We start from the raw sequence: 16,861 nt of genomic DNA on the forward strand, positions 1-16,861 counted from the left end.
CGACATGATTGGATTTCTTTACGTTGAGATTTACTTTACTTAACTATAAAGTACAATCTAATTCACAAAGAAAGTGGGGGTTGTTTGTATGAAGAAACAGTGGCGACTGCTTTCGTTCGTTTCACTGCTGGCTTTACTGTTAGGGGGATGCGGTAAAGCCTTTCAATCTACTTTAATTCCGCAAGGAGAAGTAGCGAAAATGCAATATGATTTGCTCTTATTAGCGAGTGCAATCATGATAGGAGTAGTACTTGTAGTTACTATTATTTTCTTATATGTAATTGTGCGTTTCCGACAAAAAAAGGGTGAGGAAGATTATATTCCAGAGCAAGTTGAAGGAAATCACAAACTAGAAATTATATGGACAGTTATTCCGATTATTCTTTTGTTAATCTTGGCTGTTCCGACTGTTACATATACATTCAAGCTTGCTGATGTAAGTGCGATGGAGAAAAAGAATATTGATAAAGATACTATCGTTGTTGATGTAACAGCGAATCTTTATTGGTGGGAATTTTCTTATAAATCAGAAAAAATAGTAACTTCTCAAGATCTAGTCATCCCCACAGGTAAGAAAGTGTATTTGAATTTGAAGGGTGCCGATATTAAACATTCGTTTTGGGTTCCATCTTTAGCTGGGAAAATGGATACAAATACAGATAATGTAAACAAAATGTGGTTAAAGGCAGATAAATCGGGCACTTATAATGGTTTTTGTACAGAATTTTGTGGCCCATCACATTCTTTAATGCAATTCAAAGTGAAAGCTCTGGATGAAAGCGAGTACAAAAAATGGCTTGCTGATATGAAGAAGATTGATGGAAAAAAAGAAGTAGCTTCTACGAAGGCGCAAGAAGGCCAAGAAATATTTAATAAAAGCTGTATTGGTTGTCATGCGGTTGGATCAAATGATAGTAGACCACCTTCTGCTCGTATCGCACCGAACCTAGCAAACTTTGCAGATCGCGATACAGTTGCTGGTATTGCCGAAAACAATGAAGAGAACTTAAAAAAATGGCTCAAAGATCCTGAAAATATGAAGCCAGGTAATAAAATGACTGGTAAATATGGCAATTTAACGGATGATCAAATTAATGCATTAAATGCATATTTACAAACGTTAAAGATTGAAAAGTAAAGAGGGATCATTTGCGAAGGGGAGGTTGAAAACGTGAGTTCTGTAGCAAAAAAACAGGGGATGGGTGCTGTCATATGGGATTATTTAACGACAGTAGACCATAAAAAGATTGCCATTCTCTATTTAATTGCAGGTGGAGTATTTTTTATAATAGGCGGAATAGAAGCGCTATTTATTCGCCTTCAGTTAGCGATTCCTAACAATGCTTTTCTTGTTGGGGATGCTTATAATCAAGTATTAACGATGCACGGTACAACAATGATTTTCCTCGCAGCTATGCCACTCGTGTTTGCATTTATGAACGCCGCAGTACCACTTCAAATTGGAGCACGTGATGTGGCGTTCCCGTTTTTGAATTCACTCGGATTCTGGTTGTTTTTCTTTGGTGGAGTATTTTTAAATTTAAGTTGGTTTTTAGGAGGAGCACCTGATGCAGGTTGGACATCGTATGCATCTTTAGCTTTAGCCTCAAAAGGGCATGGTGTTGACTTTTATGTACTCGGCTTGCAAATATCAGGTATTGGTACATTAATTGGAGGTATTAACTTCCTAGTTACAATTATTAATATGCGAGCGCCAGGAATGACCTATATGCGCATGCCGATGTTTACATGGACAACATTTGTAACATCGTCACTTATATTATTCGCATTTCCTCCATTAACTGTAGGATTAGGTCTTTTAATGCTAGATCGCTTATTTGGCACAAGTTTCTTTAATCCGGCATTGGGCGGGAATACAATTATATGGGAGCATTTATTCTGGATCTTCGGTCACCCAGAAGTATACATTCTTATACTCCCAGCTTTCGGAATATTCTCAGAAATCTTCGCCACATTTTCGAAAAAAAGATTATTTGGTTATTCATCGATGGTGTTCGCGACTGTATTAATCGGCTTTTTAGGGTTTATGGTATGGGCGCATCATATGTTTACAGTTGGTCTTGGTCCTGTTGCGAACGCTATCTTTTCAGTTGCAACAATGGCAATTGCAGTTCCGACAGGTATTAAAATATTTAACTGGCTCTTTACAATGTGGGGTGGAAGTATTAGGTTTACGACACCAATGATGTGGGCGGTAGCTTTTATTCCATCATTCGTTATGGGTGGAGTTACAGGCGTTATGCTTGCATCTGCACCAGCTGATTATCAATTTCATGATAATTATTTTGTAGTAGCACATTTTCATTATGTAATTGTCGGCGGTGTTGTATTTGGTTTACTTGCAGGTGCACATTATTATTGGCCACTTATGTTTAATAAGGTATTAAATGAAACGCTAGGAAAGATAACATTTTGGTTATTCTTTATCGGTTTCCATTTAACGTTCTTTATTCAGCATTTCCTTGGATTAATTGGTATGCCACGTCGTTATTACACATACCTAGAGGGACAAGGATTAGAAATGGGGAATATGATTAGTTCTATTGGAGCAGTATTTATGGCTCTTGGCACAATCGTTCTTTTATTCAATGTAATTAAAACAACAGTGTCAAAAGAGAAGGCTGGTCGTGACCCATGGGATGCACGTACATTAGAGTGGACAATGCCAGCACCTACACCAGAATATAATTTCAAACAATTACCATTTGTTCGCGGATTAGATCCGTTTTGGATTGAAAAACGTGAAGGTAATAAAGAGATGACAGCTGCGGAACCAGTTGGTGATATTCATATGCCAAACCCTTCGTTTTCACCGTTTATCATTTCTTTAGGTTTATTTATAGCCGCGTTTGGTGCGATGTATATGCAGGGTGGAAAAGATAAGTTTTGGTTGTTAGTAGCAATTATTGGTTTAATCATTACATTTGGCACAATGTTCCTTCGCTCAGTAGTCGATGATCATGGATATCATATTCATAAAGAAGATTTAGAGGATAAGGGGGGCAAGGCATAATGCATGTAGATGAAAAATTAACGAATGAAACATTTCCAGCAGAGCCTGAAAAAGCAACCCTTGAGGGGAAAAATAAGTTTGTCGGTTTTTGGTTATTTCTTGGAGGCGAAACGGTGTTGTTCGCTTCCTTATTCGGCACATATTTAGCGTTAAAGAACTCTACAAATGGCGGACCAACATCTCAAGAGATGTTTCAAATGCCACTCGTTTTCATCATGACGATGCTTTTGTTAACAAGTAGTTTAACGAGTGTATATGCAATGTATCATATGAAAAATTTCAACTTTAAGAAAATGCAACTTTGGTTACTTGTAACAGTGTTGCTTGGCTTAGGATTTTTGGGGTTTGAAATATATGAGTTTTATCATTATACGCATGAATTTAAGCATACTATGAGAAGTAGTGCATTTGGTTCTGCATTCTATGCTCTTGTTGGTACACACGGGCTCCACGTGTTGTTTGGATTATGTTGGATTTTAACATTAATCTTTAGAAATGCGAAGAGAGGTTTAAATTTATACAACGCACCAAAGTTTTATGTTGCATCAATTTATTGGCACTTTATTGACGTAGTTTGGGTGTTTATTTTCACTGTAGTATATTTAATGGGAATGGTGGGATAAACAATGGCCGTAAAGCAAACGAATAATCCTAAAGTTGATCTTGTTTATCGGAAGAGAAAAAGTGCGGAGGAGATGAAGCATCAAGTTATTACGTTTGCATTAATGATTTTTTTAACATTAGTTGCATTTGTAGCAGTTGCATATCCGAAAACTTTTAGTCCGACTTTCTCTGTACCGTTTATTTTACTATTAGCAGTGGTACAAGTAATTTTTCAATTGTATTATTTTATGCATATGAGTCATAAAGGACATGAAGCAGCAAGTTTCTTTCTTTATTCTGGTCTGTTAATAGGGTTAATTACAATTTTAGCTTTTATGACGATCGTGTGGATTTGAAAAGTGAAAAATAAGGGAGCTTGTGTTGTCACAGCTCCCTCTTCACATTATGTGAAAGGATAACCTTAAGAAGGTGGGTGTGACAATGAGTAACTTGTGGATATTTGGTTTTCAAGCTCTATGGAGTCCGATCTTTTTATTATTTATGCTTTCGATTCTTATTGGGTACTTTTTAATTATTGGACCATATAGAACGCGATTTGAAAATGCGACGAAGGTAAGTAAGAAGCAAATTTTTTATTTTACGACTGGGATTGTCCTCTTGTATTTTGTAAAGGGAGGACCTATTGATTTAATTGGTCATATTATATTTAGCGCACATATGTTTGAAATGGCAATAATGTATATTGCAGTTCCCCCGTTATTACTGCTTGGTATACCTGTATGGTTATATCAATATATTACTTCTTTTAAGTTCGTTCAAATTGTGCTAAAGGTTTTTGCAAAGCCGCTTATTGCGTTGTTCGTATTTAACGGTCTGTTTTCCTTTTATCATTTGCCAGTTGTTTTTGATACAGTAAAACAAAGTCAAATAGCGCATCCTATTTGCCTTGCTGTATTGTTTTTTGCAGCAATAATGATGTGGTGGCCGATGTTGAATCCGTTGCCGGAATATCAAACGTTAAGTGATATAAAGAAGCTTGGTTACATGTTTGCTAATGGTATTTTATTAACACCAGCTTGTGCATTAATAATTTTTGCGACTGCACCATTATTTGCAACATATACGGATCCGGCCGCTTGGATGAAGGCGATGGAACTTTGTGTACCAGCGGGTACTTTATCAGATTTAAATATAACCGGACCAGAATTTTTACATTGGATGCCGGTAGTACAAGACCAACAAACAGGCGGTATCATTATGAAAATTGTCCAGGAAATAGTGTACGGTACGATTATTGGCTATGTGTTCTTTAAATGGGCACGTAGAGAGCGTGAAAAGGATAAAGAGCAGTTGCAAGAGTTACCCCCTTATTTGCAGACAAAATAAAAACGAGTGCATCTTATTGATGCTCTCGTTTTTTGTTATTCAATAATCTGAAATTCTTTCAATTCTTTTTCAATATTTTGTAGGAGTTGTTCGCTTTTTTGAAGTACATTCGTTGGGAAAATCTCATCATCACCATATTCAACGCCATGAGGATAATAATGTTTTCCTAATAAGGGGGGTAATAGTTTTACTTGAGCGTGTCTACCGCCGATGTCACCCTCAACAGCAAAACCTTGTACACGTAAATAATAAACATCCTTTAAGATTTCAAATTTATAATCATATGTAATGCGTTCATAATCCCACTGTCCAGCGAGTACAAAATGGTTGTTTTCCATGATTTCAGTTAAAAGAGTTAAATCTACGACTGCGTCATTAAACTTCGTATTTGTAAATTGCATAAAATACCTCCTCCTTAATGTTACGTTATTATTTTTATAATAGTATGAATAATAAGAAAGTGCAATTCATATTGAGAGAAAAGGGATAATCCAGACTTTTTTCGTGAAAATATGATATAGTGAAAAGAGTACGGTACACACAAAAAAGGAAAGAAAAGGATTTGTGTATATCTCAATTTTATGTTTTGTTCAGGAGGTATATCGTTTGAAAAAAGTATTACGTATCGTAATCATTACATTTTTAATTTTAGCTGTGGATTTATACGGGAAATTACTCGTTTCGCAATATATACTAACCCCATCTCACTCTAAGCAAGAAAATAAAATTGTGAAAAAGAAAAAGCAAATAAATGAAGAAACCTCAGACACAGTTTTAAATATGATTGGTGGGGACTCTGAGAATTTATTAGCAAAGTGGGGCGAACCGTCTCGAATAGAGCCGTCTGCTTATGGATATGAATGGTGGGTGTATAATCAAGATTTAACTCAGTATGTTCAATTTGGAGTTGCTGAACGTAAAGTTGTAACGGCGTATGTTGCTGGTGAACAAGTTAAGGTGACACCTTATTATATAAATGAAAAGTATGAAGAAGTATATAAAAAGAATCCGATTTCACATGAGATTTCATTAAAAAGAGGGAAAAATAGTTATCAATTTGAGTTATCTGATACAGAAGTAATGGAACAACCACTAATACCTGTAGAAGATGGATGGGCACAATTATACTTTGATCATTTTACGCATGAGCTTGTTGGTGTTCGTTATATGGATGATGAAACTTTATTACGCCAAAGACCCTATCAGCTTGTTTATTCAGGAGAATTAATAGCGGAACAACCATTGACTCCAGAAAAAGTGAAGCAAGTAGAAAATGGAAATATGCAGCAAATTCTAGATTTAACAAATATTATTCGAAGTCGTCATGAATTACCATTGTTAACATGGGATCAACAAACGGCAGACGTTGCATTTGGCCATAGTAAAGATATGAAGGATAATAATTATTTTTCCCATGACTCGCCTACTTTTGGTACGTTAGGAGATCGCTTGCAACGTGGTCAAGTAGCTTTTCAACTTGCTGGTGAGAATATAGCGGCGCAACATAGTGATGGAATTGCAGCGGTACAAGGCTGGTTAAATAGTGAAGGTCACAGAAAAAATTTATTAAATGAGCAATTCACTGGATTAGGTGTTGGGGTATATGATAAGTTTTATACTCAAAACTTTATTCGAAAATAAAAAGGTGCATGAATCGTCTGAAAATGGGCGAACCATGCGCCTTTTTTTTCTTACAATATAGTAGATATACATGAAGAGGTGAGGATTATGCCGACAACAAAAGGGCCGTTGCATCCATCGGTTCAGCAGTTTAAAGAATTTGTAAACCATCACCCTAAAATGGTTCATGAGGTTAGAGGTGGCCAAAAAACTTGGCAGCAATTTTATGAAGAATGGTACTTACTCGGTGAAGAGGATCGAATATGGGCAGCGTATAGACCTGATGGAGCACCTACTTTTTCTTCAGTGAAAAAAAATAAAGTGAAAAAAGAAGATAGAACTGAAGAAGAAAAAACTGAAGAAGAAAAAACTGCTGATGTGATGGGACAAATGCTTTCTTTTTTTAAAAAGCTAGACGTAGAACAAATGCAGCAACATTTAGCAAATGTAACGAGTGCGATTGGTAGTGTGCAACAAGTTATACAACAATTTCAAGGAAACCGCGCGCAAGAAGAACAAAGTACTTCTGAAAATAATCCATTTTTCTTTCAAAAGGATTAGGAGGAAAGAGGATGAGAGCAGATATTATGGAGTTTATAAAAGCTGATGAGGATTTAACTCGTTATATCCGGGAACAGCCGTACTGGTATCGGAAATTAACCCGTAATCCAGAAGAAAAAGAAGCCTTTGAGTTAGCTGCTATGCAGCATTTCAAAAAAACAATACCGGATAAAGTGGAAAAATTTCAAAACCAATTAGCGGTGGCTTCAATTATGATTGATATGTTTCAGTATATGAAGCAGCAAAATGTGACGTAATTGGAAGGTGAAAACTATGTCCGTCATGCAAAACTTTTGTTACAATAGAATCGGATTATTTAAAAAGGAGTTGCAGCATGACGGAAATTTGTTTAGTACGACATGGACAAACTGATTGGAATTTTCAAGAGATTATTCAAGGACGCGAAGATATTCCGCTTAACGAAGTTGGGAAAAAGCAAGCGAGTCAAAGCGCAGCTGCCTTGCAAGCGGAATCGTGGGATGTCCTTATAAGTAGCCCGTTAATTAGAGCGCAAGAAACAGCTAAGGAAATTGCTGGGGCTATTGGATTACCATCTATTTTATTAGATGAGCGATTTATGGAACGTAATTTTGGGGAAGCTTCTGGGAAACCAGTTGCGGCCGTTAGAGAGTTAATTGCAGATGGTAATGTAGAAGGAATGGAGCAGGATGAAGAAATTGTAGAGCGCTGTTTTACGGCTTTACAAGAGGTTGCAGCAGCACATGGAGATAAACGTATTATCATTGTTGCACATTCACATGCAATAAAAGCTATTTTACACGCAATTGCACCAGATGAAATTACATTTAAAACGCCGTTAAAAAACGCATGTATTAGCTATGTGAAAGAGAATAGCGGGAAATGGGATGTTCTTAAATATAATATTGCGGAGCATATTAGTGTATAAAGAGTGTAAGGGGATTGTATGAAAAGTAGTTAGAATCATATCTTTCTTTTAGGTGAGACACTTCAATTAGTAGTTCTGTTCTAAATGTGTTATGATGAATACTCGGAGGTGTCTCTCATGATTGTAGCGACGCTGGAAAGCGTATTGATTTTAGATAAGGCAGAGCAGCTTGCAAAAGCGATTATCTGTTCAGATATAGCAGAAGATTATCGTAAGTATTATAAGGATTTACAAGAAGATATAGAAGTCCAGACGCTAATTCAGCAATTTACAGCGATGAAAGAGCGATATGAAGAAGTGCAACGTTTTGGTAAATATCATCCTGATTATACTTTCGTTTCGACGAAAATGAGGGAATTAAAGCGTTCTGTAGATATGCATGATAAGGTTGCAGCCTTTAAAAGAGCAGAAACTGCTTTACAAAAGTTATTAGATGAAGTTAGTGTAGCAATTGGTTCTGAGGTATCTCCTTCTGTTAAAGTTCCAACAGGAAATCCGTTTTTTGATGCGGGTGGCTGTGGCGGTGGTTGTGGTACCGGAGGCGGTTGTGGTTGTAAAAAAACAGGGTAATTTACCCTGTTTTTTAGAATATAGAAGAAAACGTATACAGAGTTTGTCCTTTAATGTCATAAATTTCTGATTGGTTTTCATAAAATACAAGAATATAAGTTTTTAAAAGGAGAAGATGGAGAAGATTATGTTCGGGCAACGACAAAGTATGATTGTTTATTTACATTCATTGAAACATGCCAAGATTTTAAGGAAATATGGTAACATTCATTACATATCAAAACGATTGAAATATGCGGTTGTATATTGTGATATGGAACAAATTGAGCATATGATGCAAAAATTGAATAAACTTCCTTTTGTAAAAAAAGTAGAACAGTCGTATCGCCCATTTTTAAAAACGGAATTCGAAAATTCACGTCCTGATCGGGCAAAGGAATACGATTATAGCTAATAAAAAAATCCCCTGCTAAATTTAGCGGGGGATTTTTTACTTAAAATAACGTGTTACTTCATTGGAGGAATGAAATTGTTCATTCGTAAAATACCAATTAGATGATTAAAAAATAGTTCTTTTTCAGGGAAAGTTGTCGACGGTTTTACAGTAAAGGTAGTAACCTTTTTCCCTAATTGTTCTGCCATTTCTTCAAATAAAATAACACGTTTGCTTTTTTTATTTTCAAGTACAGGAATGCCTTCACGACATATGTATAATGGCTGGAAATCACCAGTAGTTGTAGGTTTTAGTATTACAACAAGTGAACACACTTTTTTTCGTTTTTTACAGTTTCAAATTGTAACATATGTGTTATACGTTCTTTGTTTGCTTTGGCAATTTCAAGTAATTCATATAAATCAGAGTAGCCTTCTCCGAGTTCTATAAAGCGTTGAATCATATTTTTTCCTCCTCTTTCTTTTACTGTACCATCTCACTTTTTAAATGAAAAGTAGACAAAGAAAAAAACCCTGCAATGCAGGGCCCTTCTTATACTAGTATGAACTAGCAAGAAGGAAAAGGGAGAGGAGAAACCGGAGGAAGAACTTATGGGGAAACGTAAGTCTTCTCCGCGGTTGGCAACAACATCGAAGGTGATGTTGTTATATTTATTTATGTCCAATCTAAATGAAGATATACATAATGAAATTAAAATTTATGTTAGGCTTTTTATTTTTCTTTTTTTATTTTATGATAGGATAAAAAAGGTAAAGTGGAACTGATATACATAGAGGGTTGTTGCTTGCAAATAGTGAAATGAATTTGGAAGAAGTAGCGAGCAGTTATTTTAACTGAGGTTTTCAATTAGTCGAATGACAGATTAATGAAAAATGTATGAAATAGTATGAATTGGTAGCGGTTACCGAATTGAAATGAATTTGCTGTAATCGCTCTATAGATTGAAATAAAGGTAGTGACAACAGATGAGAGTAGTTTCAGGAAAATGTAAAGGGCACCCACTTAAAGCGGTACCTGGCAATACAACGCGTCCAACGACAGATAAAGTGAAAGAATCTATTTTTAATATGATAGGTCCTTATTATGATGGTGGTATCGCTCTTGATTTATTTGGTGGTAGCGGTGGTCTTGGAATTGAGGCCATAAGTAGAGGGATTGATAAAGCGATTTTTGTTGACCGAGATAGTAAGGCGATAAAAGTCATTCATCAAAATTTAGAAAGCTGTAGACTACAAGAACAAGCTGAAGTGTACCGAAATGATGCGGAACGTGCGGTAAAGGCACTTATAAAGCGTGAAATATCATTCGATCTTATACTAATAGACCCTCCATATAAAGCTCAAAAAATTGTGTCTTTAGTTAGTGTGATGGATCAACATGGATTGTTAAATAAAGATGGAATCATTATGGCAGAGCATGGGGATGATGTGGTTTTACCTGACTCTATAGGAGAACTTGTAAAAGTACGAGCAGAAAACTATGGGATTACAGCAATTTCGATTTATAAGTATGAAGGTGAGGGGACGGAATGACAAGTATAGCTATTTCTTCAGGGAGTTTTGATCCAATTACCCTTGGACATTTGGATATTATTAAAAGGGGAGCAAAAGTATTTGATGAAGTATATGTAGTTGTTTTAAATAATTCATCAAAAAAACCATTCTTTTCGGTAGAAGAACGCTTAGAGTTAATTCGAGAGGCGACAAAGGATATTCCGAATGTAAAGGTTGATTCACATAGTGGATTATTGGTGGAATATGCAAAAATGCGTAATGCAAATGCAATATTACGTGGTTTGCGAGCGGTTTCTGATTTTGAATATGAGATGCAAATTACTTCAATGAATCGAAAATTAGATGAAAATATAGAAACCTTTTTTATTATGACAAACAATCAATATTCATTTTTAAGTTCAAGTATTGTGAAAGAAGTTGCGAGATATGGAGGAAGTGTAGTAGACCTTGTTCCTCCGATTGTAGAGCGAGCTTTAAAAGAAAAGTTTCAAACCCCGTTAAAGTGAACGGGGTTTTTCTTTATAAATACGTAAAAACAATAAGATAACATATAAATATAAACAAAATAAGGTGAAGATTGGTCCGTAGTGTATAAATGCTGTCCAAATATCATTTAGTGTAAAAGAATGATTCAATAAAAATACGGGAATATCTTCTTGTGTAGGCGAGACAGAATGAACTTTTTCATAAAATGGTTCCCAAAATATAAAAGTGAAAATAGGAGCGATAATACTTTGGATAATTCGAGCTAAAAAATATGGTTTAAAACGGATATCTGTCTCCGCTAATATGCTTGCTACTTGTGCCTGAATAGAAAGACCGCTAAATGCTAAAATGAAGCTTGTTACCATCGCTTGTTGAAGAAGTGTTGTTTCATTTATTTGGCTAATCATTTGGCTTCCAAGCGTCATTTCAAAAATACCGGATAATATCGGAATATTAAATTGGGAAGTAAGTTGGAAGAATGATAAAATATGTTGCATAATAAAAGAAAGCGCTTCTGTAATTTCGAAAACAGTAATCATTTTATTTAAAACAGAGAATAAAATAATAAACCCACCAATCATGAGCAGTGTTTGAATAGAAGAAACGATAGCGTCACCAAGTAGTTTTCCGATTGGCCTTTTTTCTTGCATACGTGTTTGGTGGAGAATGGAAAAAGGATTTTGAAAGGCACGTTTTTGATTCGTATGTTTTTCTTTTATGTAAGTATCGTTACTACCATAAAAGCGCATCAGTAACCCGACGATAAAGTTACTTATATAATGTGCTGCTGCTAATACGAGCCCTAATTTCGGATTATTGAAAAAACCAATAGAAACCGCTCCGAAAATAAAAAGCGGATTAGAAGAATTTGTGAAAGATACGAGTCGTTCCGCTTCAATTTGTGTTAGTTGATTGCTCTTGCGTAGTCTAGCACTTAATTTGGCGCCAGCGGGGAATCCTGAAGCCATTCCCATTGCCCAAACAAACCCGCCTACCCCTGGAACACGAAACAATGGACGCATTAGTGGTTCTAATATAACACCGATAAATTTTACAATACCAATACTGATTAGAAGTTCCGCAATGATGAAAAACGGTAGTAGTGAAGGGAATACAACTTCCCACCATATATTTAACCCTCGAATTGAAGCTTGCAAAGCAGCTTGGGGGTGGAGTACAAGAGAAAAGGTTAAAAACAGCATTGATATGGTAAGAAAAGCAGTTTTCCATTTTTCGTACATGTAAGAAAATCCCCCTTTGTCCCAAAAACGTTCATTTCAGTATACGTGGATATGTGGTGAATTTAGACCATAAGTATGAAAAAGGAATGAAAAAAATTAAAGGGTGAGAAAAATGAAGGAACCAAAAATCGGTTTAGCACTTGGATCCGGAGGTGCAAAAGGTTTTGCTCATATAGGGGTAATAAAAGTGTTGAGGGAAGCTGGCATCCCTATTCATATGGTAGCAGGTAGTAGTATAGGAGCATTAATTGGTACATTTTATGCAGCGAGTTGTGACGTTGAAAGGCTGTATAGATTGGCCGCTGTTTTTAAAAGGAAATATTATTTGGATTTGACAGTTCCTAAAATGGGATTTATTGCTGGAAAACGTATCAAAGATATGATTAAAATGTTTACATATAATAAAAATTTAGAAGAGTTAGATATCCCGACGGCTGTTGTGGCTACTGACATTTTGAAGGGGGAAAAAGTTGTTTTTACAAGCGGTCCGATTGCGGAGGCAGTTCGAGCAAGTATATCTGTGCCAGGGGTGTTTGTTCCAGAGAAAATAGCTGGCCGCTTATTAGTGGATGGAGGGGTAATTGACCGTATTCCCGTGTCAGTTGTAAAAGATTTAGGGGCTGATATTGTTATTGCTGTTGATGTATCTCCAATTAAGGTGAATGGAGAGATTACATCGATTTATGATGTAATTATGCAGAGTATTGAAATCATGCAACATGAACTTGTGATGAATCGGCAAATAGCATCAGATTTAATGATGCAGCCAGCAGTAGAACAATTTAGTTCGCGTGCTTTTACACATATTGAAGACATTATTAGGGTCGGAGAAGTGGAAGCAGAAAAACATATTTCAAACATTTATTTACTAATTGAGCAGTGGAAGGAGAAACATAATGTTTAAGCGTTTTCGGTTTATATATGCAATTTTAATAGGGGTTATATTGGCGATGCTACTTGTTTATGTGCGTTTGCCATACTTTGTGACAAAACCAGGTATGGCCGCGAAATTAGCGCCGTACGTGCAAGTTGATGGTGGAACTAAAGAGTCGGGTGATTTTATGCTTGTCACAGTCTCAATGGGGCCTGCAAATGTTGTGAATTTAATAGCCGCGCAATTTAATAAATATACACACGTTTCGAAGGCGGAAGAAATATTGCAAAAAGGTGAGAGTGATGAAGAATATCAATTTCGTCAAAATTATGCAATGAAAGATTCACAAAACGCCGCAATTTATAATGCATATAAACGTGCAAATCGTTCCGTATCTTTTGAAAATAAAGGGGTACTAGTTGCTGGTGTGGCAAAGGGAATGCCGTCAGAAGGGAAGCTTAAGCTTGGAGATATTATCATAGCTGTCGACGGAAAAACATTCGAAAAGACGGAACAATTTATTGAGTATATGACAGGGAAAAAAGAGGGAGATACAGTAAATATTGAATACAAGAGAGGCGGAAAACAGTTTAAAGAAAATTTAAATGTAAAGACAATTCCTAATGGAAATGGCCGCGTTGGAATAGGTGTCTCTATCGTTACAGAAAGAGAGTTAGTGGTAGATCCGAAAGTGAAAATTGATTCCCATGAAATAGGGGGGCCATCAGCGGGTTTAATGTTTACCTTAGAAATTTATAATCAGCTCGTTGAAGAAGATTTAACAAACGGACATGAAATAGCTGGAACAGGTACAATCAATGAAAAGGGAGAAATTGGTCCCATTGGTGGTATTCAGCAAAAAGTAGTAGCTGCTAGTGATGCGGGAGCTGAAGTGTTCTTTGCGCCAAATGAAAAGGGTGCGGAGAAATCGAATTATAAAGACGCTCTTGAGGCTGCGAAAGATATTAAAACAAAGATGAAAATTGTACCGGTGGATACACTGGATGATGCGTTAACTTATTTGGAAAAAATGGGTAGGAAAAAATAAACCTCTCTGAAATAGAGAGGTTTTTCTTATAGAAATGTTGTAGTTGTTTCATTGTAACGAATTGGATGGTGTGTTACGTCTTGTTTTAGTACTTGTGTCCGTAATGGTTCTTGTATTATGGAGAAATATACAGAATTTGCTTTTCGCTCTATATCTAAAGTAGGATGGTTAAATGTTTTTGTATGGGTAAGGATTGGAAGCTCTATTTTTTTCTTGTTCTTTGAAAGGTAAGTTTGTCCTTTTTGTGACATGCCAAGTAGACGAATATACGGTGCATGCTGTTCTATATTTGCTTTATGTATTTCTTCTTTTGTTGTATTAGTTAAAATATGTGTACAAGCTCTTTGTAATCTAGTCCATGTATAACGTTTTGTTTTTAATGCTTCCATGAATGAATAGAAAGATGAACTGTCCTGTATTTTTGATAAAATACGATGCTCTAAACCTTCTTCTATTTCATATATATGTCGTAAGTCCTCTGGAGACATCGTCATGAGTTTGTATTTAAAAAATGAAAAATATTGTTCCCAATTATGTAATAACCCGTAGTTTTGTTTATAATTTGCTAAAAGAGAAGCGGTTGCTTTCGGGATAAAAGGCTCAATTGCTGTAAATGAACCATTCTCGCTAAAAAGTTGTTTACGAATACTCGTTGCACTTGCAATATGTTGGTCATTAAACGTTTCATCATGATAATGAGAGGCAAATCTTTTTATAGTTTGCGATTGCATAGAACTATTTTGTGAGAGAATCGCTTTTATGTATTGGAAGCCTAAAATGTTATTTGGTTGTGACATATCGATGTTTTTTTCGGATGGTAAAATGTGTAGAAAGGCTTCAGATGTTGCTTTTGCGTAACTATTCCCCTCGTTCATAAATTGTTTTACAAGACGATTAAAAGTCTCTTCTTCATTTTTTTGTACAGAAATAGTATTATAAAAATTTTCAGTGTGCCCATCTTCACTACCGAAACAAATTTCAGAAACACGAAGGGCGTTTAAAATGGAAATTGCGCCATTTGCGAATGTTTCAGCCTTTTGTGTTGCAAATGCATACGGAAGCTCTACAATAAGGTCCACGCCGTTTGTTAAGGCCATTTTAGTACGATACCATTTGGAGATGAGTGCTGGCTCACCACGCTGCAAAAAAGGACCACTCATAACGGCGATAATAATATCAGACTGTGTTAACTTTTTTGTTTGTTGCACATGATAAGCATGACCGTTATGAAAAGGGTTATATTCAACAACAATACCACTGGCTTTTATGGTAATCTCTCCTTTCGATGTAGCATCTTTTTGGAAAACGTGATAATCTATATATTATTTCCTATGATGACTTCATTATAGTGTAAAGAAAAAACTTACACTATAAATGCATTATATCACTTGTACCACGGGGGTTAACCTTCTTTAGTTTCATCACTGACCACATTTTGACCACTTCGACCACTTTTTAATACATTTCCTAGCATTTCAGTTACTTCAATTTGCCGCTCTTCATAAACATCAGTATAAATATTTAAAGTTGTAGAAACATTTGTATGACCAAGTAATTTCGAAACAACCTTTGCATTTGCACCAGAATCGATTAAAATAGTTGTAAACGTTCTTCGGATATCGTGGAATCTAATATACGGTACGTCTATTGCTTCGCACAAAGCTTTCATTTGGTAACGTATCGTATATGGATGTACGATTTTTTTATTTCTTGTGCAAATTAATAAATCGAAGGAATTCTCTTTTTTATGATTTTGATACTCCATCAATTCTTCCGTTAACTCTTCTGTCATCGGTATCACACGATTAGATGCTTCTGTTTTTGTTTCACCTAATTCATATTTGCCATCCACGAGTGTTAACGTTCGTTGCACATGAATAGCTTTATTCTCGAAATTAATATCATCCCACTGTAAAGCTAATACCTCACCGATACGCATGCCTGTATGCAGTGCTAAAACAAATGCAATATAATAACTGCCTTTTATTTTTGCGTACTCCATAAACTTCATTGCTTGTTCAATTGTCCAACTAGCTTGTGCTTTCTTTTTCACTTTTGGCCGCTTTGCTTTTTTTGCAGGATTGGAGTTAATCATTTCTAACTCTACGCCTTTATCGAGGATTTGTTTTAACATAACATCAACTGATGAAATATATTTTGTAGTTAGCCCCTCTTTAAGCAGCTTCTGATGAAAATTATGCACTGTCAGAGGTTTTATATCTGATAACCTCTTAACTCCAAATTCAGGCGTAACACGTGAGCGTAGAATGCGTTTGTATTGATACAATGTTGATGGCCTACATGAAGACTCTTTTTCTTGCATCCAGATTTCTACGAGTTGAGAAAAGCGAATATCACTATTCTCATAATCCCCATTTGCTAAATCATTTGTTACTTTAGCTGCTTCTTCTTGGGCAGCTTTCTTTGTCTTGAAACCACCTTTAGTGATTTGTTTCCGTTTACCTGTGAGTGGGTCTTTGCCGACATCCATAGTAAAAGACCACTTCTCACCACGTTTACGAAAGTATGCCATGATTTTCACCTCGTCATAATCATTTTCTAGATACAAGCTGTGATATGTGGTAGTGGTATAAGAATGATAGCATGTTAGCGTATTTTTTGTAAAAGGTATAATTTGATGTTTATTAAGCAAACTGTTTCA

Annotated in this window: 19 protein-coding genes and 1 pseudogene; 15 read left to right on the plus strand and 5 right to left on the minus strand. The window is 35.8% G+C overall.

What is annotated here, in order from left to right:
* The first annotated feature begins 88 nt into the window (after positions 1 to 88).
* The 5 genes from coxB to ctaG all read left to right on the plus strand — a co-directional run bounded on the left by coxB (position 89) and on the right by ctaG (position 4,984).
* The gene (coxB, locus tag CDB3_RS04495; protein ID WP_071746861.1) at positions 89 to 1,138 is read left to right on the plus strand and encodes a cytochrome c oxidase subunit II; all 1,050 of its coding nucleotides are present in this window, start codon (positions 89 to 91) and stop codon (positions 1,136 to 1,138) included.
* Between the two features lie 60 nt (positions 1,139 to 1,198).
* Complete coding sequence (gene ctaD, locus CDB3_RS04500; RefSeq protein ID WP_175472357.1) at positions 1,199 to 3,034, plus strand: cytochrome c oxidase subunit I; 1,836 nt, start codon at positions 1,199 to 1,201, stop codon at positions 3,032 to 3,034.
* On the plus strand, positions 3,034 to 3,657 hold the full coding sequence (gene ctaE / locus CDB3_RS04505) for a cytochrome c oxidase subunit III (RefSeq protein WP_000557861.1): 624 nt from the start codon (positions 3,034 to 3,036) through the stop codon (positions 3,655 to 3,657). The genes ctaD and ctaE overlap by 1 nt, the downstream gene beginning before the upstream one ends.
* Before the next feature lie 3 nt (positions 3,658 to 3,660).
* Positions 3,661 to 3,993, plus strand: a complete 333-nt coding sequence (ctaF, locus tag CDB3_RS04510; RefSeq protein WP_098498823.1) for a cytochrome c oxidase subunit IVB — start codon at positions 3,661 to 3,663, stop codon at positions 3,991 to 3,993.
* Between the two features lie 85 nt (positions 3,994 to 4,078).
* Complete coding sequence (gene ctaG / locus CDB3_RS04515) at positions 4,079 to 4,984, plus strand: cytochrome c oxidase assembly factor CtaG (RefSeq protein ID WP_128853597.1); 906 nt, start codon at positions 4,079 to 4,081, stop codon at positions 4,982 to 4,984.
* Between the two features lie 35 nt (positions 4,985 to 5,019).
* Here the strand turns inward: ctaG and CDB3_RS04520 are convergent, their stop codons facing one another.
* Positions 5,020 to 5,385: a YugN family protein gene (locus tag CDB3_RS04520; protein WP_097830891.1), complete on the minus strand. Its 366-nt coding sequence runs from the start codon at positions 5,383 to 5,385 to the stop codon at positions 5,020 to 5,022.
* A gap of 205 nt (positions 5,386 to 5,590) precedes the next feature.
* Here CDB3_RS04520 and CDB3_RS04525 point away from each other — a divergent pair, with 205 nt between their 5' ends.
* The 6 genes from CDB3_RS04525 (at position 5,591) to CDB3_RS04550 (ending at position 9,036) form a co-directional block, all read left to right on the plus strand.
* Entirely contained in the window at positions 5,591 to 6,625 is a 1,035-nt protein-coding gene (locus tag CDB3_RS04525; protein WP_128853598.1) for a CAP domain-containing protein, read from the plus strand.
* A gap of 87 nt (positions 6,626 to 6,712) precedes the next feature.
* A complete protein-coding gene (gene ylbD / locus CDB3_RS04530) occupies positions 6,713 to 7,165 on the plus strand; it encodes a YlbD family protein (RefSeq protein ID WP_128853599.1) in 453 nt (150 codons plus the stop codon).
* A gap of 11 nt (positions 7,166 to 7,176) precedes the next feature.
* Entirely contained in the window at positions 7,177 to 7,422 is a 246-nt protein-coding gene (locus CDB3_RS04535) for a YlbE-like family protein (RefSeq protein WP_097830894.1), read from the plus strand.
* Positions 7,423 to 7,499: 77 nt separating this feature from the next.
* Positions 7,500 to 8,072: a histidine phosphatase family protein gene (locus CDB3_RS04540; protein ID WP_097830895.1), complete on the plus strand. Its 573-nt coding sequence runs from the start codon at positions 7,500 to 7,502 to the stop codon at positions 8,070 to 8,072.
* A gap of 117 nt (positions 8,073 to 8,189) precedes the next feature.
* Positions 8,190 to 8,642, plus strand: a complete 453-nt coding sequence (locus tag CDB3_RS04545; RefSeq protein ID WP_070144653.1) for a YlbF/YmcA family competence regulator — start codon at positions 8,190 to 8,192, stop codon at positions 8,640 to 8,642.
* 127 nt (positions 8,643 to 8,769) lie between these two features.
* A complete protein-coding gene (locus CDB3_RS04550; RefSeq protein WP_002088292.1) occupies positions 8,770 to 9,036 on the plus strand; it encodes a YlbG family protein in 267 nt (88 codons plus the stop codon).
* A 53-nt stretch (positions 9,037 to 9,089) separates the two neighbouring features.
* Here CDB3_RS04550 and CDB3_RS04555 read toward each other — a convergent pair.
* A pseudogene (locus tag CDB3_RS04555) lies at positions 9,090 to 9,478 on the minus strand (DUF7147 family protein).
* Between the two features lie 523 nt (positions 9,479 to 10,001).
* Here CDB3_RS04555 and rsmD point away from each other — a divergent pair.
* Together rsmD and coaD are read left to right on the plus strand one after the other, a co-directional pair.
* Entirely contained in the window at positions 10,002 to 10,568 is a 567-nt protein-coding gene (gene rsmD / locus CDB3_RS04560) for a 16S rRNA (guanine(966)-N(2))-methyltransferase RsmD (protein WP_001266992.1), read from the plus strand.
* Positions 10,565 to 11,056 (plus strand): pantetheine-phosphate adenylyltransferase, encoded by a 492-nt coding sequence (gene coaD / locus CDB3_RS04565; RefSeq protein WP_000200601.1) that lies wholly within the window; start codon positions 10,565 to 10,567, stop codon positions 11,054 to 11,056. Before rsmD ends, coaD begins: the two co-directional genes overlap by 4 nt.
* Here coaD and ylbJ read toward each other — a convergent pair.
* A complete protein-coding gene (ylbJ, locus tag CDB3_RS04570) occupies positions 11,048 to 12,277 on the minus strand; it encodes a sporulation integral membrane protein YlbJ (RefSeq protein WP_128853600.1) in 1,230 nt (409 codons plus the stop codon). The genes coaD and ylbJ overlap by 9 nt on opposite strands.
* A gap of 112 nt (positions 12,278 to 12,389) precedes the next feature.
* Between ylbJ and CDB3_RS04575 the strand changes: the two genes are divergently transcribed.
* Both CDB3_RS04575 and CDB3_RS04580 read left to right on the plus strand, forming a co-directional pair.
* Positions 12,390 to 13,181, plus strand: coding sequence for a patatin-like phospholipase family protein (locus CDB3_RS04575; protein WP_128853601.1), 792 nt, complete (start codon positions 12,390 to 12,392; stop codon positions 13,179 to 13,181).
* Entirely contained in the window at positions 13,174 to 14,199 is a 1,026-nt protein-coding gene (locus CDB3_RS04580) for a SepM family pheromone-processing serine protease (protein WP_128853602.1), read from the plus strand. The genes CDB3_RS04575 and CDB3_RS04580 overlap by 8 nt, the downstream gene beginning before the upstream one ends.
* Before the next feature lie 26 nt (positions 14,200 to 14,225).
* Here the strand turns inward: CDB3_RS04580 and CDB3_RS04585 are convergent, their stop codons facing one another.
* Entirely contained in the window at positions 14,226 to 15,452 is a 1,227-nt protein-coding gene (locus CDB3_RS04585; protein ID WP_128853603.1) for a nucleotidyltransferase, read from the minus strand.
* A gap of 149 nt (positions 15,453 to 15,601) precedes the next feature.
* On the minus strand, positions 15,602 to 16,732 hold the full coding sequence (locus CDB3_RS04590) for a site-specific integrase (RefSeq protein ID WP_128853604.1): 1,131 nt from the start codon (positions 16,730 to 16,732) through the stop codon (positions 15,602 to 15,604).
* Between the last annotated feature and the right edge of the window lie 129 nt (positions 16,733 to 16,861).

Origin of the sequence: Bacillus sp. CDB3 (assembly GCF_002081505.1) — a bacterium.
Lineage (GTDB): Bacteria > Bacillota > Bacilli > Bacillales > Bacillaceae_G > Bacillus_A > Bacillus_A cereus_AT.

Coding starts and splice junctions, on each gene's coding strand:
- coxB (WP_071746861.1), top strand. CDS start 89: ATGAAGAAACAGTGGCGACTGCTTTCGTTCGTTTCACTGCTGGCTTTA.
- ctaD (WP_175472357.1), top strand. CDS start 1,199: ATGGGTGCTGTCATATGGGATTATTTAACGACAGTAGACCATAAAAAG.
- ctaE (WP_000557861.1), top strand. CDS start 3,034: ATGCATGTAGATGAAAAATTAACGAATGAAACATTTCCAGCAGAGCCT.
- ctaF (WP_098498823.1), top strand. CDS start 3,661: ATGGCCGTAAAGCAAACGAATAATCCTAAAGTTGATCTTGTTTATCGG.
- ctaG (WP_128853597.1), top strand. CDS start 4,079: ATGAGTAACTTGTGGATATTTGGTTTTCAAGCTCTATGGAGTCCGATC.
- CDB3_RS04520 (WP_097830891.1), bottom strand. CDS start 5,385: ATGCAATTTACAAATACGAAGTTTAATGACGCAGTCGTAGATTTAACT.
- ylbD (WP_128853599.1), top strand. CDS start 6,713: ATGCCGACAACAAAAGGGCCGTTGCATCCATCGGTTCAGCAGTTTAAA.
- CDB3_RS04535 (WP_097830894.1), top strand. CDS start 7,177: ATGAGAGCAGATATTATGGAGTTTATAAAAGCTGATGAGGATTTAACT.
- CDB3_RS04540 (WP_097830895.1), top strand. CDS start 7,500: ATGACGGAAATTTGTTTAGTACGACATGGACAAACTGATTGGAATTTT.
- CDB3_RS04545 (WP_070144653.1), top strand. CDS start 8,190: ATGATTGTAGCGACGCTGGAAAGCGTATTGATTTTAGATAAGGCAGAG.
- CDB3_RS04550 (WP_002088292.1), top strand. CDS start 8,770: ATGTTCGGGCAACGACAAAGTATGATTGTTTATTTACATTCATTGAAA.
- rsmD (WP_001266992.1), top strand. CDS start 10,002: ATGAGAGTAGTTTCAGGAAAATGTAAAGGGCACCCACTTAAAGCGGTA.
- coaD (WP_000200601.1), top strand. CDS start 10,565: ATGACAAGTATAGCTATTTCTTCAGGGAGTTTTGATCCAATTACCCTT.
- ylbJ (WP_128853600.1), bottom strand. CDS start 12,277: ATGTACGAAAAATGGAAAACTGCTTTTCTTACCATATCAATGCTGTTT.
- CDB3_RS04575 (WP_128853601.1), top strand. CDS start 12,390: ATGAAGGAACCAAAAATCGGTTTAGCACTTGGATCCGGAGGTGCAAAA.
- CDB3_RS04580 (WP_128853602.1), top strand. CDS start 13,174: ATGTTTAAGCGTTTTCGGTTTATATATGCAATTTTAATAGGGGTTATA.
- CDB3_RS04590 (WP_128853604.1), bottom strand. CDS start 16,732: ATGGCATACTTTCGTAAACGTGGTGAGAAGTGGTCTTTTACTATGGAT.